The sequence below is a fragment of the Campylobacter gracilis genome (genome assembly GCF_001190745.1).
Classification (GTDB): domain Bacteria; phylum Campylobacterota; class Campylobacteria; order Campylobacterales; family Campylobacteraceae; genus Campylobacter_B; species Campylobacter_B gracilis.
The window spans coordinates 1,596,193-1,610,426 of sequence record NZ_CP012196.1; the positions used below are offsets into that span (position 1 = coordinate 1,596,193).

General features: G+C 43.1%; 21 protein-coding genes, 1 tRNA gene and 2 pseudogenes. 22 read left to right on the plus strand and 2 right to left on the minus strand.

The features are described 5' to 3' along the window. Positions 1-3 precede the first annotated feature (3 nt). The 4 genes and pseudogenes from mraY to CGRAC_RS12945 form a co-directional block, all read left to right on the plus strand. On the plus strand, positions 4-1,068 hold the full coding sequence (gene mraY, locus CGRAC_RS07925; protein ID WP_005873354.1) for a phospho-N-acetylmuramoyl-pentapeptide-transferase: 1,065 nt from the start codon (positions 4-6) through the stop codon (positions 1,066-1,068). Position 1,069: 1 nt separating this feature from the next. Next, positions 1,070-1,594 (plus strand): hypothetical protein, encoded by a 525-nt coding sequence (locus CGRAC_RS07930; RefSeq protein WP_005873355.1) that lies wholly within the window; start codon positions 1,070-1,072, stop codon positions 1,592-1,594. Continuing rightward, positions 1,591-2,805 (plus strand): annotated as a pseudogene (gene murD / locus CGRAC_RS07935) (UDP-N-acetylmuramoyl-L-alanine--D-glutamate ligase); the annotation flags it as partial. The gene CGRAC_RS07930 and the pseudogene murD, both read left to right, overlap by 4 nt. A 159-nt stretch (positions 2,806-2,964) precedes the next feature. Continuing rightward, positions 2,965-3,066 (plus strand): annotated as a pseudogene (locus CGRAC_RS12945) (hypothetical protein); the annotation flags it as partial. A gap of 173 nt (positions 3,067-3,239) precedes the next feature. Here the strand turns inward: CGRAC_RS12945 and CGRAC_RS07940 are convergent. Next, positions 3,240-4,397 carry a YcjF family protein gene (locus CGRAC_RS07940; protein WP_005873357.1) on the minus strand — a complete coding sequence of 386 codons (1,158 nt, stop codon included), beginning with the start codon at positions 4,395-4,397 and terminating at the stop codon, positions 3,240-3,242. A gap of 167 nt (positions 4,398-4,564) precedes the next feature. Here CGRAC_RS07940 and CGRAC_RS07945 point away from each other — a divergent pair. From CGRAC_RS07945 to CGRAC_RS07985, 10 genes are all read left to right on the plus strand, one after another. After that, a tRNA-Phe gene (locus CGRAC_RS07945) sits at positions 4,565-4,640 on the plus strand. A 442-nt stretch (positions 4,641-5,082) separates the two neighbouring features. Beyond that, positions 5,083-5,571: an integrase arm-type DNA-binding domain-containing protein gene (locus tag CGRAC_RS12545; protein ID WP_005873358.1), complete on the plus strand. Its 489-nt coding sequence runs from the start codon at positions 5,083-5,085 to the stop codon at positions 5,569-5,571. 92 nt (positions 5,572-5,663) lie between these two features. Beyond that, a complete protein-coding gene (locus tag CGRAC_RS12550; protein WP_005873359.1) occupies positions 5,664-6,326 on the plus strand; it encodes a tyrosine-type recombinase/integrase in 663 nt (220 codons plus the stop codon). Positions 6,327-6,334: 8 nt separating this feature from the next. Further along, positions 6,335-7,033, plus strand: coding sequence for a hypothetical protein (locus CGRAC_RS07955; protein ID WP_005873360.1), 699 nt, complete (start codon positions 6,335-6,337; stop codon positions 7,031-7,033). A gap of 207 nt (positions 7,034-7,240) precedes the next feature. Next, complete coding sequence (locus CGRAC_RS07960; RefSeq protein ID WP_005873361.1) at positions 7,241-7,447, plus strand: helix-turn-helix transcriptional regulator; 207 nt, start codon at positions 7,241-7,243, stop codon at positions 7,445-7,447. Then, a complete protein-coding gene (locus CGRAC_RS07965) occupies positions 7,431-7,895 on the plus strand; it encodes a hypothetical protein (RefSeq protein WP_005873362.1) in 465 nt (154 codons plus the stop codon). Before CGRAC_RS07960 ends, CGRAC_RS07965 begins: the two co-directional genes overlap by 17 nt. Next, the gene (locus CGRAC_RS07970; protein WP_005873363.1) at positions 7,882-8,118 is read left to right on the plus strand and encodes a hypothetical protein; all 237 of its coding nucleotides are present in this window, start codon (positions 7,882-7,884) and stop codon (positions 8,116-8,118) included. Before CGRAC_RS07965 ends, CGRAC_RS07970 begins: the two co-directional genes overlap by 14 nt. Beyond that, positions 8,115-8,381, plus strand: a complete 267-nt coding sequence (locus tag CGRAC_RS07975; RefSeq protein WP_005873364.1) for a hypothetical protein — start codon at positions 8,115-8,117, stop codon at positions 8,379-8,381. The genes CGRAC_RS07970 and CGRAC_RS07975 overlap by 4 nt, the downstream gene beginning before the upstream one ends. A gap of 56 nt (positions 8,382-8,437) precedes the next feature. After that, positions 8,438-9,142 (plus strand): hypothetical protein, encoded by a 705-nt coding sequence (locus CGRAC_RS07980; RefSeq protein WP_050346332.1) that lies wholly within the window; start codon positions 8,438-8,440, stop codon positions 9,140-9,142. Between the two features lie 652 nt (positions 9,143-9,794). Further along, complete coding sequence (locus CGRAC_RS07985) at positions 9,795-10,022, plus strand: hypothetical protein (RefSeq protein WP_005873368.1); 228 nt, start codon at positions 9,795-9,797, stop codon at positions 10,020-10,022. Positions 10,023-10,591: 569 nt separating this feature from the next. Here CGRAC_RS07985 and CGRAC_RS07990 read toward each other — a convergent pair. Next, on the minus strand, positions 10,592-10,795 hold the full coding sequence (locus CGRAC_RS07990) for a helix-turn-helix domain-containing protein (protein WP_005873369.1): 204 nt from the start codon (positions 10,793-10,795) through the stop codon (positions 10,592-10,594). Between the two features lie 145 nt (positions 10,796-10,940). On the opposite strand from CGRAC_RS07990, the gene CGRAC_RS07995 reads away from it, so the two are divergent. The 8 genes from CGRAC_RS07995 to CGRAC_RS08030 all read left to right on the plus strand — a co-directional run bounded on the left by CGRAC_RS07995 (position 10,941) and on the right by CGRAC_RS08030 (position 13,694). Continuing rightward, positions 10,941-11,201 (plus strand): hypothetical protein, encoded by a 261-nt coding sequence (locus CGRAC_RS07995; RefSeq protein ID WP_005873370.1) that lies wholly within the window; start codon positions 10,941-10,943, stop codon positions 11,199-11,201. A 1-nt stretch (position 11,202) separates the two neighbouring features. Next, entirely contained in the window at positions 11,203-11,649 is a 447-nt protein-coding gene (locus CGRAC_RS08000; RefSeq protein ID WP_005873371.1) for a hypothetical protein, read from the plus strand. Continuing rightward, positions 11,642-12,016 (plus strand): hypothetical protein, encoded by a 375-nt coding sequence (locus CGRAC_RS08005; protein WP_005873372.1) that lies wholly within the window; start codon positions 11,642-11,644, stop codon positions 12,014-12,016. The genes CGRAC_RS08000 and CGRAC_RS08005 overlap by 8 nt, the downstream gene beginning before the upstream one ends. A gap of 85 nt (positions 12,017-12,101) precedes the next feature. Next, positions 12,102-12,293, plus strand: coding sequence for a helix-turn-helix transcriptional regulator (locus CGRAC_RS08010; RefSeq protein WP_005873374.1), 192 nt, complete (start codon positions 12,102-12,104; stop codon positions 12,291-12,293). Next, the gene (locus tag CGRAC_RS08015; RefSeq protein ID WP_005873375.1) at positions 12,290-12,739 is read left to right on the plus strand and encodes a hypothetical protein; all 450 of its coding nucleotides are present in this window, start codon (positions 12,290-12,292) and stop codon (positions 12,737-12,739) included. Before CGRAC_RS08010 ends, CGRAC_RS08015 begins: the two co-directional genes overlap by 4 nt. Next, a complete protein-coding gene (locus CGRAC_RS08020) occupies positions 12,736-13,068 on the plus strand; it encodes a hypothetical protein (protein ID WP_005873376.1) in 333 nt (110 codons plus the stop codon). The genes CGRAC_RS08015 and CGRAC_RS08020 overlap by 4 nt, the downstream gene beginning before the upstream one ends. A gap of 118 nt (positions 13,069-13,186) precedes the next feature. Then, complete coding sequence (locus tag CGRAC_RS08025) at positions 13,187-13,435, plus strand: hypothetical protein (RefSeq protein WP_040304509.1); 249 nt, start codon at positions 13,187-13,189, stop codon at positions 13,433-13,435. After that, positions 13,416-13,694 carry a type II toxin-antitoxin system RelE/ParE family toxin gene (locus CGRAC_RS08030; RefSeq protein WP_005873378.1) on the plus strand — a complete coding sequence of 93 codons (279 nt, stop codon included), beginning with the start codon at positions 13,416-13,418 and terminating at the stop codon, positions 13,692-13,694. Before CGRAC_RS08025 ends, CGRAC_RS08030 begins: the two co-directional genes overlap by 20 nt. Positions 13,695-14,234 lie beyond the last annotated feature (540 nt).

Sequence of the window (14,234 nt, forward strand, 5' to 3'; positions counted from 1 at the left end):
ACTTTGTTTTATTATCTTTACCATCTTACGAATATAAATTTCTTCCAATACATCACCGCTCGCGCAGGAATCGCGTTTTTTATCGCTTTTTGTTTTTCGGTATGGGCTATGCCGCGGTTTATCCGCTGGGCGCAAGCCAGACACGCCGCGCAGCCCATCTACGAGCTCGCGCCGCAAAACCATCAGAAAAAGAGCAAAACCCCAACGATGGGCGGACTCGTTTTCGTTACCGCCGCGGTGCTCGCAAGCCTGCTTTGCGCCAAGCTAAACAACGTCTTCGTGCTCTGCGGACTGCTTTGTTTGGTAGGCTTCGGCTACATAGGCTTTAAGGATGATATCTCTAAAATTTTAGGCCGCCAAAACCACGCAGGCCTTAGCGCGCGGGCTAAATTTGCACTGCAAAATTTCTTGGCGTTTCTGATCGGGGCGACGCTTTATGCTTTTAGCGATCTGGGCGGGGAATTTTTCGTGCCGTTTTTTAAATACCCTCTGCTAAATTTATGGATCTTCGCGCCGCTGTTTTGGACAATCGTGATAAGCGCTAGCTCAAACGCGGTAAATTTAACCGACGGCCTGGACGGATTAGCGACCATTCCGTCAGTATTTTCGCTCTGCAGCTTGGGCGTGTTCGCCTATCTTTGCGGGCACGCGATCTACTCGCAATATCTCTTGCTACCGCGCGTCGCAGGCGCAGGCGAAGTCTGCATCATCGTATCGGCGCTCATCGGCGCACTGCTTGGGTTTTTGTGGTTTAACTGCTACCCCGCCGAAGTCTTTATGGGCGATAGCGGCAGCCTCAGCGTGGGCGCGTTTTTAGGATACTGCGCGGTCATCACGAAAAATGAAATTTTACTCATAATGATCGGCTTCGTCTTCGTCATCGAGACGCTCAGCGTGATCTTACAGGTGGGCAGCTTTAAAATTTTTAAACGCAGAATTTTCCTGATGGCGCCGATACACCACCATTTCGAGCTTAAAGGCTGGGTCGAAAACAAAATCATCATCCGCTTTTGGATCATCGCGCTGATCGCAAATATCATAGCGCTGACGTCGCTGAAACTGAGATAAAATGCGAGCGCAAATTGAACCCGACTTCGAAACGACGCGCGAAAGATATGGCGAAATTTTAAAGCAAATTTTAGTTTACAAGGCTTACTGCGACGATAACGGCGATCCTGACGGCGCAAAATACCGCGAGCTAGAGGCGACGCTACACAAAATCACGGGCAAAGATATGAGTAAATTTGATCTTTGGGAGTGGTGGGAAGCGGACGGCGCGGAAAATTTGGCTTTCGATATCGCACTACCGGAGCCGCAATTGGTGCCGGATATTACGAAGGACGAACTGCGCGAGATCGTGGAGCGGATGAACACTTTTGAGCCGCGCGAGATGGGAGATGCTTTTTTAGACGCTTTTTACTACCGTCCTAATTTTGCCGCAAACGGCGGATATTTTACCGAGTTTTTAAAGTTAAATTTTAAGGATACTTACGATCCGCGGCTTTTTGAAAGATGCGAGAGAAGCGGCGAAATTGCCGGGCTTAGCGCCGATGAGATAACTCAAATTTCATGGGGCAAAAGGGGAGAAAAATGAAAAAATCGCTATTTGGCTACGGACTTACGACCAAAGCGATCGCCGAGCGCTATCGCGACGAAGGCGGCTGGGACATATACGACGATAAATTTGAAATTTCTTCTGGCGCGCCTAAGCTGGACGAGTTCGGCAACGCGCTTTTAAACCCGAGCGAGTTCGATCCCGCCGCAAGCGAGCTTGAAATCCCAAGTCCAGGCTTTCCGCCGCATCACGAGCTGGTGCGAAAGGCACGGAATTTAATCAGCGAATACGATTATTTTGACGATTACGAAGGTCTTAAAATTTGGATTAGCGGCACGAACGGCAAGACCACGACGACGAAGATGATGCAGCACCTACTCGAGCGATACGGCTCGCAAATGGGCGGCAACGTGGGCGTTCCGCTTGCAAAGCTTGATAAAAGCGCCAAAATTTGGGTGCTGGAGACGAGCTCGTTTACGCTGCACTACACCAAGCACGCGCGTCCCGACATCTACGTGCTGCTTGCGATCACGCCCGATCATCTCAGCTGGCACGGCGATTTCGCGGAATATGAGCGCGCCAAACTCTCGCCCCTGCTAGCGATGCGCGAAGGCTCAGTGGCGCTAATCCCGCGCGCCTACGAAAGCTCCGCCGCCGCGCAAAATAGCCTAGCCCGCGTGATCTGCTACGAGAACGAAGCGGATCTGGCGCAAAAATTCGGCATCGATTTAGGCGAGATAAAATTCCGCACGCCGTTTTTGATAGACGCGCTTTTGGCGCTGTGCGTGGAGAAAATTTTATTTGATAGGTGCGACGCCATGCGACTAAACGACTTCGTGATCGAGGGCAATAAACTCGAGGAGTTTACCGACGCGCATGGCAGGATCTGGGTCAATGACACGAAGGCGACCAACATCGATGCGTGCGCGCAGGCACTAAAGCGTTACGCGGGACGCAAAATACATCTGATCCTAGGAGGCGACGATAAAGGCGTGGATCTGCGCCCGCTTTTTGCGGAGTTTAAAAAATACGATCTGCAAATTTACGCGATCGGCTCAAATACCGATAAAATCGTGCTTTTGTGCGACGAATACAAACTTCCTTGCGTGCGCTGCGAAATTTTACAAACGGCGGTGAGCGAGATTTCAAAGCGCTACCGAGATGCGGACTTTAAAAAAAGCGGCGCAAGCGAATTGGAAGTACAAAATTTAAGCGCGAATAGCAGGTGTGACGGCGACAAGGCGAAAGAAAACGCAAAGATCGGCGAAAATACGCTGCAAGAAGGCGGCGGCTCATCTGCCGCAAGCGACGACGCCTTTTCGCCGAAACGCCGCACAAACGACGGTGAAACTCGGAATTCGCAGAATTCTAAAAATTTCGAAAATTTTAAAAATTCCATAAATTCTGCGAGCGAAATAGCGCTGTTAAGCCCTGCATGTGCCAGTTTGGATCAATTTAAAAGCTACGCCGAGCGCGGCGAGGAATTTAAAAAAGCGGTTTTAAATTTGTAAGTTTAGCCTCATTTGATAAAAGCATGTACCATTCTAAATTGCAATGCCCTATTATATTTTGATTAACGCCGATTCTACGGTCCATATCGGCTCAAAATCAAAATAATCTACGTTTAAAATAGCCAACTGCTCAAAGCTGCCAAGCTAGAATACGGTAAAATTTCGTGTGCCTATCATTCTTTAGTTTTGGTATTTTCGAAATATTCTTTAATTGCGCCGCTCGTTAAATTCCGGATAAGATCAAAATCGCCTTTGAAGATAAGCTCAAAATTATCGTTAAGATACGCCAAATAGGCATTCCCCATTAACTTAGTCGTGCTACTCGCAACCGCTGCACTGACGGCTCCGCCGAATACACTTCCAACAGCAGGGATTAATTTTAAAAAATTACCGACTGCGGCCCTAGCTACAAAACCGCCTGCCGCTACAGCGGCAAATGACACCGTAAGCTCGGCTATCTGTTTGCCGTCTAGATTAAAGCCGTAAATACTTGTAATGTGCGTTATCATCGCTATTTGCGTGGGTATCAGAAGCGCAATATCTGAAAACGGAATCGGAGTGACGGCTATCGCAGCGGCCATAGCCGAATATTTAGTCACGATGCCCGATGCCGCTTCAAATTTTATCTTTTTGCTTACCCTTTGCTCTCTCGCAAACGCCCTTCGTATCCCTTCGGGCAGCCCCGCATAAGTAGCCTCTACGAGCTCTTCCAGCCCCATAATCTTTTTTACGTAGCCCTCGTCATCCCGTATCGCCAAAGCCCTCACGCGAAAAACGGTATCCGCTCCTAGGCGCTCTTTTACGATGTCGGAAAATTTTTCGCCGTTTTCGTCTTTGTCCTGTTGGGCCTTAGTAATCACTGCTGCAATGGGATAACCAGAAGATTTAATAAGCTCAAAAAGTTTAATATCGCCCTCTTCCACTCTTCTACCGGATTCGCAAATGCAATACCATACGAAATTTATCTGCTCTTGCGCGCTTTTTTGCTCATTTTCCTTTAAAAAATTCTCAATATCGGCATAAGTCTGCTCAAAATCCTTCATCTCCAAGCCTTTTGAGTCATAGATGTAAAATTTATCGCTTATCTTTATTTCGTTTATCTCTTTGCTTACGGGTTCGCCCGAGCCCGTTTTTACGACGTTAGCGCCGAAAATTGCATTTATAAGCGTGCTCTTGCCGACACCCGTCTTACCGACTATTAGCACGTTAAGTCTTTGATTTATATCGCGTGAAATCTCTCCTGCGATCTCCTTGCCTTTACTTGCCAACTCTTGTATATCTAAATTTATAGCAGTGCCTTCTTGAGCTGCCTTGCTATTATTTTGCTCCATTGTAATCCCTTGTAAAATCTTTGAAAATATATGAAAATAATATCGTTTTTTTTTGCCAAGTCAAATTCATATTGATCTTAAATTTTGAGCAAGAAAAAATAGAAAAAAAGCGGTTTTTAACCGAGATTTAAGTATTGCATGGATAAAATTACTTTTCTTTTTTAGGTGGTTGGATAGCTCAGTCGGTAGAGCAGCAGACTGAAAATCTGCGTGTCGGCAGTTCGATTCTGCCTCTAACCACCATTGCCTATTTTTTACAATCTAACGCAATCCAATGAAACCCCTAAATACGGACTTTAAGAGATTCTAGCCCTCTAAAGCAGTCTAAAATAATCAGGCAAAGCTAGCAATTTAAAAACATTTTAAAAATATTTTTGGCAAAATTCCAAAAGTCAAGCGAAAAAATATTTTTAAAACTTACCAAATGCCCTATTTAACGGGCTTGCAAAGCACTTCAAAAAATGTTTTAAAACGCTTGAAACGCCTAAAATAGGGTTTTGTGAAGCTTAAAAAAACGCTGCAAAAGCAAAAAATATTTTAAACCTCATCAAATCCCCAATTTTAGGCACACACGGAGCAAAAAGGCGGCGATTTTAAAAATATTTTTGCGCGAGATTTTGAGCCAAAAACCGAAAAAATATTTTTAAATCGTCTCAAATAACGCATTTAAGGGAGTTAAAGCGCAATGGCTAGGATAGTAAAACCGCTTAGCGATAAGCAAATCAAAGAGGCAAAGCCGAAAGCCAAAGACTACAAGCTCACGGACGGCGACGGCTTAGGGCTGATAGTAAGCAAGACCGGGCGCAAGCGCTGGGTATTTGCTTTTATTAGCCCCGATACTGGCAAGCTGAATAACACGGGGCTAGGCAACTACCCCGTTTTATCGCTAGCCGAAGCGCGAGAGAAGCGAACCGAGCTTAAAAAGCTAGTGATGAGAGGTATCGACCCTATCACAGAAAAGAAGCGCGCTAGAGCTCAAAGGATAAGCGAGCATAACCGCAGTTTTGAAAAGGTCTTTAACGAGTGGCTAGAGTTTGAGGCTAAAAGCATACTGCCCCAAACGCTAAAGACCAAACGCGGGCGTATTGAAAATCACGTAATGCCGATACTAAAAGATAGAGGTATAAAGAGCATTACTCACGGCGAGATAGCGGACATCCTTAAAGAAACGTAAAGACCACGCCGCAAACCGCCGAGATAATCAACCAAATTTTAAACCGCGTATTTTTATTCGCCGTATCGAGCGGATACGCAGAGGTTAATATTATGGCGAATATCGACGCCAAAAGCCTAATCCCCAAAACCAAAGTCGAGCATTACGCTAAGCTAACCGAGCGCCAGGACTTAAAGGCATTTTTTAACGCCATTTATGATTATCCTCATTTTGAGACGATAAAAAACGCGATGAAGCTATGCCTACACCTGCCGCTAAGAGCCGCGCCGCTGTCGCGCCTAAAATGGGATTACGTAGATTTCGATAGGAGGCTTTTAACCATTCCGCGCGCCGAACAGAAAATCAAGCGCAGCGAGATAGGCGATTTCAAATTGCCGCTTAGCGATGAGGTTATGCGCATATTGCAAGATCAGGCGAAATTGAGCAGAGCATACGAATACGTCTTTATTAATTCTCACTTTACCGACCATATCCACAAAGACACCGCCACGAACGCGATTAAGGGCTTTGACTTTAGAGATAGGCAGACGGGGCGCGTCGTAACCCTGCATAGCCTGCGGGGCATATTTATGACGCAAGCATTTAACAATATGCAAAAGCACGGAGTAAGCAAAGAGGCTATCAAAAAGGCACTAGACCACCTACACGGCGACAAAGTAGATTTAAGCTATTCCGAAAAAGCCGATTTTTTGGACGAGCTTAAAATTTTGCTTGATTGGTGGAGCAGTTACATTCTCGAAATAAAAGACAACTAGGAGGCAATATGGCGAAGCTATCAGAGCCAAGAGATACGCAAAGTGCAAAAGACGAGAGAGAAAAACGAGAGACAGAGGCGATAGAACAAGTTCTAATTGATATCAGAAAAAGATTAAGAATTGCTGATAAAGCAAATCGTAATTTTGATTTGTTAATAGCCTTTAATGGGATGATGAACGAAACCATTGATGAGTCTTTTTGCATTACACACGACCCCAATTTATTCCCCGAGTTTAAAATTTTAACTCACTTTTATCAATCAGAGGAGGCAAAAGACGAAATTTTAACCGCTTTCGTAGATTTTTTTAAAAATATTATGGAGGCAAAAGCCAAGAAAAATGATATCATCATAAGATATGAAAACTACCTAGAAGCTATTGAGCTTTTAAATCACGCTTTTTATTTTAGCGAGTATTCAACTGGCGAGCCGTATATCCGTGACCCTTTTGGTCGCAATTGCGATTGTGACCCTTATCCAGAATACGAAAGATTTATGAGAGCAGCAACCGAATATTTTGCGCCGTTTAAAGAGCAAAAAGAAAGATACGATCTTTTAAACAACACTCAAAAGATAAGAGATAAATTTTCAGATACCTTGATTTTAAAAGCGAGAATGTATCAGATTGTCGGCGTGGATAAAAACAAAAAAGCTACGCTAGCAAATAAAATTTACAAATATTTTTACCCCAACGATAAAGACGCATAATCCGCCTAAAAATATTTTTAGCCACTATAAAAGTCCTATTTTTAGGGCTTTTAGGTTTTTCAAACCTCATCAAATGTCCGTAAATTTAATTCAAAACAACCACTTTTACCTACCTGGCTAAAAATATTTTTCGTTGATTAACTTTTTAACTCTCGCCATAATTCGCACAATCTTTGCAAAGATAATCTAAACAATAAAGGCTAAGCAATGAAAAAAAGCGAAGTTAAACCTAAGTATCTAAGAGCGGCGCAGATTGCTAGTATCTACGGCATAGGCTTAAGCACGGTGTGGTATTTTGCTAAACAAGGCTTTCTAAGACCGATAAAATTTAGCAAAAATATCACTTTTTTCAACCCCGCTGAGGTGGAGGCGTTTTTTATGAGAAAGGCGGCACAAGATGAAGCCGCTGTTTAAAAACGAAGCCGAGAAAAGGCGATATTTACGTTTTTACGCCCACTTATCGGCTTATCCCGATATTAAGGCGATATACGCGCAAAAACAAGATAGCCAGCTAAAAGAAGGCGTTATTAAAGCCCTAGGCGTAGCGTTTGACCTATTCGAGGAACGCGAGAACGAGATAAATCGAAAGGCTATCGCGGACTTTGCGAGTGAGTGCAAAGATTTAAAAGACGCGCCCGAGCTTTACGAAAAAATGCTAAAAGCGTGCTACCCCGATATTTATCTCAAATACTTACAGGACGAGCGAGACGGAAGCAAAACGGCGGATTTTAAGGACGTAGCCTTTGACTTATTCCTAGCGCTATCGGCTCAACGCGAGCAAATGCAGGAGCTACAAAGCGAGAACGAAAGGCTAGCCCTAACCTTTTTAACTACAGAGGGGGCGAGCAATGGGGCGAAGTAAGCTAAATTTTACCCCTAGCGCGTTTTGTTTCAGCGCGGGCGATAAGGATATGCTAAAGGCATTTAAAAGGCAGCTACATATCTACAAGGTGCAGAGCCTGGACGGAGCGTCGCAGGAGCTGTTAGACTGCGCTTATGACCTATTCCACATCACGCGGACGCAAGAGGAGAGTATTAAAGCCCTAGAGGTCAAAGCGGGCATAAGAAAGGAGCGGGAAAGATGAAATCTATCAATCATAAAAGAACGCTTTTAAAAATAATGCTCGAACAAGGGCGCGTGACGGCGGGGCGAGTATTCGGCATAAGCAACGCCAATCAGTATTTGGGCGAGCTTAAGCGCGAGGGCGCGATTAAAGACCGGTGGACGCAGGAAGACGGGCGCAGGTTTAAATGGTGGTATATCGTGGATTTCGATAAAGCCAAAAAGAAAATAGGGAATTGGGGTGACAAAGAGGCAAAAGCTAATAATACGCCCCGTGAGACGTAATCAAAATATTTAAGGGCGGCTAGTATCAAGCGAAACCGCCCTTTGGAAATTAAAACGTGGAAATATTACCTTACATTAACCAAATTTTGGCTGAAACGCCGAATATTCATATCGACACAATCCGCGCGAGCTTTTTTAAAAATAGGGTTACGAAAAAACATCACACTAAAATCGGGCTGCTTAAAAGCATAGCCAAAAATCACGGGCTGAAGTGGCGAAAAATGCAAGATACCAAAGAGATTAAAATCGCGGGGCGTTATGAGTTTCGCGGACTGAAAATAATAAATATCTACGAACTTGAGGATTTAAGCATATTCTACGCCACGACAAAAAGCCTGAATAGCTGCGATAAAAAAGCCATTATTGAGTTTTACGGGCTAAGGCAATATCATAAGCCCGCCCCGCCCCTCGATTTAATAGCGGAGTTGCTAGACGCCATAAATAACGTTTCAAGTATTGACCTTTGTTATGATAGCCACACGCCTTTTAACCTGGACGCATTTAAGATAATAAAATACGGAAGCACCGCCTACGTAAAAGCAGAGTTTGGCACGCTACAAAGGATTTATTTTTACGATAAGGCGTTAAAGAATGATTTGAGCTTTTCTTTGTATCGAGCCGAAGCGACCGCGCCGATAATCGATTTAAACAAGCCCGCCCTACTACCCAAGACCGAACGCCTAGAACTTCAACTACACCAAGCCGTAAGTGATTTCAAAGACATTTTAAAGCTAGCGACTTCATCGCCGAACAATCGATAAACTACAACCGCCCTATTCTATCCGTAACGCTATGGTAACGCCCGCCTCCATAAAAAAGGGAGCGGATTTAATCCTGCCCCTTAACGACAAAAACGCCTAAAATTTACCCCAAACCTTAAGCCAATTTTTACTTTTCTTGTTTACTTTAAGGTTTCATAAAATCGGTATAGGAAGCAAAACTAAAGCACATAGTAAACGAAAACACAAACGCCCATTTCACTTTTTTAAAAAAATGCCCGCCCACTCCTATGTTTTGGTGCTTTGCTCCGCCTCAAAATCAAAACCCAAAAATGCGATTTAAGTTTCAGACCCCTTAGTATACCCCCTTTCGTTTACTTTCCCTTTCTCACTTCCACCCCTTTTATGATAAAATAGAGCTCTCAACCTTAAACACTCTCGCGCATTTTTTCAAAAAAAAGGTGGCGCGCCTGAAAAAATAATAGGTGCATAGGATTAAAATAAAGGGGCTACAAGACAAAAAGAGGGCGCGCCTCATACCAAACATACCCAAACGGGTTAAAATCAATCAGAGGGCTTTATTTACGATAGACGCTAAGAGAAGCTAAAGGATATTAAGAAACATCACAAGAAAGCATAAAATAAAGCGAGATTTAAACAAAATACGATTAAAATCTAACTCGAAAGGATTAAAATGCAAATCGCGCTAAACATCAAAAACGCAAACCCTGCGCTATTTAAAGCGCTATCAGCGTTTTTAAAAACTCAACCGAACCTAGATTACGAGCTTACCGAAAAGACGATTAACGGCTATTCGCCTAAATATGAAGCTGAGGTTTTAAAAGACCTTGACGAGATAGAGCCAAAGACCTTTGATAGCGTTAAGGCATTTAGAAAAGCCATAGATAATGGCGAGATTTAAGCTCAATGCCCGCCCTTAGAATATCAAACCACTCAAACGCATTTTAACTCAGCTCAGCCCGTGCGCTTAATTTTCGGCTTACGTAGCAACGCCCCAAAATGCGAGCTTTATCCGACGCCTTAAAAGTAAGGAGTCGTAGAAATCCCCTAAAATAGCCTATCCGTCCGACGGCGCAATTTTGCGCTGACGCAGCAATGCCCTAAATATCGCCATTCGCTAAAAACGAATAATGCAATAGCAAAAAAGGTTATCGCTAAAAATGGGAAAACTAACGACCTTAAAATTTAGGTCGTTAAAGGTGTAGGTATCAAATACCCCCACCTTTTTAAACTCTGCATTCCTTGTTAAAGCTACCTACATTTAACGTAGGGAGCTAAGCGCGATTTACGTAAATGTCAAGGCAATTTAGATTTCTCAACGAACGCAATTTTGCGCCCGTTAAAGCTAGGTGAGTTTTATTCATAGAGCTAAACGAGATTTACGTAACTACCAAATTGTCATTTACGTAAAAGCTTTAGGCGGCGTAATACTATGTAACGGATATGTAACAGATAAAGGAGGGGATGAGGTTAGATGTCTTTAGTTAGCTCTTTGATTTTTTCAAAATTGCCTGCTTTGATGTAGTTAATAAGCCAGCTTTCAACCCAATACGGCACATTTTGAGAACCACCCCAATTATTAACAGAACTCGGTAAAACGCCAACCAATTCGGCAAACTCTTTTTTAGATAGATTGGCACGTTTAAGTAACTCATTAAAAGCTTTTTTATCCATTTAATAGCCTTTCATACTTGCTTAATTATGCAATTATATCAGAAACTATTTAAACAAGTAGTTAAAAGCTTGACAATATGTCTATTTAAGTGTATAATTTAGCTTATTAATACTTAAATAAGTAGTTTTACCATAAGGAGCCAAAATGCAACACAACCATTCAGTAAGGCAAGGATTTTCACAATTCCTAGCCACATACGAGAGCACGCAAGACTGCGCTTATGACCTATTCGCTAAGCTTACGGAGCTATCTAACGCTTATGACGCCCTAGAGGCGAAAGCGGACGAAGCCGCACAAAGCCTAGCAAGGATTGAGCGCATAGCTCACATCTACGAAAGCGGCGCGCTAGAGCAGGAGGCGCTTTACCGAGCGATAAAGCAAAGCACAAATCAGCAAGGAGCTTAAGATGATTTTAACCGGAACGGACAGACCCATAATTAAGAGCTTTCACGAGCTACTTAAACAAACGGCAGGCAGCGATGAGGTAAGCGAACAGGTGCTTTATGATGTGGGTTATTCGCTATTTTACCAGCGTAATCACATACAAAACGAGAACAAAAGAGTATTAAAAGGTAACGGCGTATTGCATAGACGCACCGCCGAAGCCGAGGAGCAAAACGCCGAGCTAAAGGAGGCTCACGAATATTTTTTAAGAATATTGGGCGAGGATAGGATTAAAATTCAGACCCTGCTAGCCGATAAGATAATCCTAGAGGATAGAAACAAGAAATTAAGCAAGCTCTACAACGAACTACATCTAAAATGGTGCGAAACCTGCGACGAGCTTTACGAAGTGCAGCAGGAGCGCGACGCACTTAAAAACAAACTAAGCGAAAGGGCGAGCAATGAATAAAAGAGACTTTAACATCGCTTTGAAGTATTTAGCTAAGGGCGCAGACGCGCCCAGCTACGAACAGCTAAAAGATTTCGCCTTTAGGCTATGGACTAGCCTGCATAAGCGCGAGCTAGAGCGAGCCGCAGACGATAAGCAAAGGGCTAAATTTAAAACCGAGATAGCTAAGCGAGCGCAGGATATGGACGAAGCGCAAGCAACATTTGAAGTAGGCTTACAAGCTTACCGCATATTCAACTACTACGCGAGCGAATGCGAAAAGCTAGAGGAGCGCATAAGCTATCTTTACGAGCAAGCGGGCGCGTTACAAGACGAAGCAGAGCCGAGAGGTAGCTACAAATGGCACACTCCGCTAAAGGGCGCGTGAGAGGGCTTAACCGCCCTTTTTACACGAAACCAAGCAATATTTAAAAACGCGTTAAAATACTTCAAAACGTCAAAAAAGGCAAACAATGGAGCTATTAACGCCAAAGCAGGTAGGCGAAATATTAAATTTATCCAGAAGCACGCTTTCTAAAATGAGAAGCGACAAATACAAAGGGCGCTTTAATATCGTTTTGCCCTTTATCAAGATAGGGCGCGCGGTAAGATACGAGCGCGAGGCGGTTAATCAAGCCATAAAAGAGTTAAAGGCGAGCAAATGAAAATATCACCCGAAATTAGAGCGCGTATCTTAGCAAAACATAAGGCGGGTACAACCCAAAGAGAGCTACAAAAGCTTTTTAACCTAAGCGCGGGCGCGGTCAATAAAATCACCAAAGGCATAACCAAAAATTTAAAAAGCACGATAGCCAAAGGCACGGAGTATCTAACGGAACTATCGGATTTAAACGAATACGAGCGCGAAGCCGTAACGCAAGCAGTAAGCGACAACGCGAGGGCGATAACCTTTTTTAAACAGACGGCGATTAAAAATCAAATAATGGCCAATAGGCTACTAAATGAAGCGAGCGACCTAAGCGATATCGAACTTCATAGCAGGATAACCGCGCGCAATAAAGAAACGATGCTCGGCAAAAACTACGAGCTACAAGAGCAAGGCTCGACGAGTGCCATAACCCAAATCGTAATAAGGCGTGATGATATTTGAAAACTTACGATATTGACCTATTTTACGAGCTATCGATATTTTTTAACGACGATTTGCGTCTAATGGCTCACGCCGTAGCATACGCGCTAAATTTAGACGCCAAAGTAATCTACAAGGATTTCACATTCGGACGCTACAAAGAGGAATATTTAAAAGCCTTGCAAGAAGCAAAGGACAACCCGCAAAAAGCTTATTTAAACCTACTGATAAAATTTAAAGACAAAAGCCCGATATTCGACCGCGACGATTTCGCTAACGCGGAAGCTTACAGTGTATTTAATCGAAGTTATGACAAAAAACGAACGCAGGCAGGGAGTGACGACGCTTAAAATTTCGCTTTTAGGCACAATTTCGCTAGCCGAGGCGAACGAAAAAACGAACGGGCTTATCAAACCCTAAGCAGTAAGAAGTTAAAATAAGGGTGGATTTTAAAACAAAGGCTAAGAAATGCAGACCCTAACCATACGAACGGACGAGACCATAATGCGCCAGCTCGTCGCCATAGGCAAGATTTTAGCTAGCAGCGCGAATGCAAGCTTTGAGACGCTTACGACCGAACTAACGGACGAATATGTTAAAGAGTTAAACGCTCGCGCGGACGAAGCCCTAAAAGGCAAAGGGCTAATAGACGAAGCGACTGCACGCGATACGATAGAGCGGATAAAAGCGGGCAAATATGCGCGTAAAATTTCATAGTCGCTTTTTTGATGAGCTTGACGCGATAAAAGACTTCATCGCTAAAGACAGCCCAAACAGAGCGGATAGTTTCGTCGATGAGGTTTTTCGAAAGTGCCTAGATTTAAAAAATATGCCCTTAGCGCATAGGCTTAGCCAAAAGGTTAAGAAAGACAACGCTAGGGATTTAATTTTAAAAGGCTACGTTATCCCGTATCTAATAGAGAGCGAGACGATTTATGTCTTAGGTATTTACGGCGCGAATGAGTGGCAAGAGTGAAACGATTAAAAACGGCTCTAGTTTCACGAAGAAACCTTAATTAAGTTTCGAGCTAAAAAAGCCGTAAAATTTTTCAATTCTTAAGAGAAATCTAGCCGTTTAAGCTAGCGAACCTTAAAAACTGAAAATTTCTAAAATGTAAAGTCCTATTTTAGGGCACTTACTCGCGTTTAATATTGAAAAGTAAACTTTTCATTATCGCATTTTTGAAGCTTAAAAACTTAATCGTCCAAAAAATATTTGAAAAATATTTTTGCCGTTTTTATCGTCGAAACAACGTATTATTGGGCCTATTAATGACATCGTCAAGTCGCCCCTAACCACCACTTAATCGATTATATCTTTTAACCTCTCCTTTTGCTTTCTTTTTGTTGATATGGCAGGACTTGTTATAAAGACCCTATAATTAAAACCTAATAAATCAAACACAAAATAAAACAAAATCAAAGCCGAAAAAAGTACAAAAGTTAAAATTTCAAAGCACACGGAATTTATAGAATTTATATAAGAGAGAAGGGGCTATAAAGTTTATAAAATTTG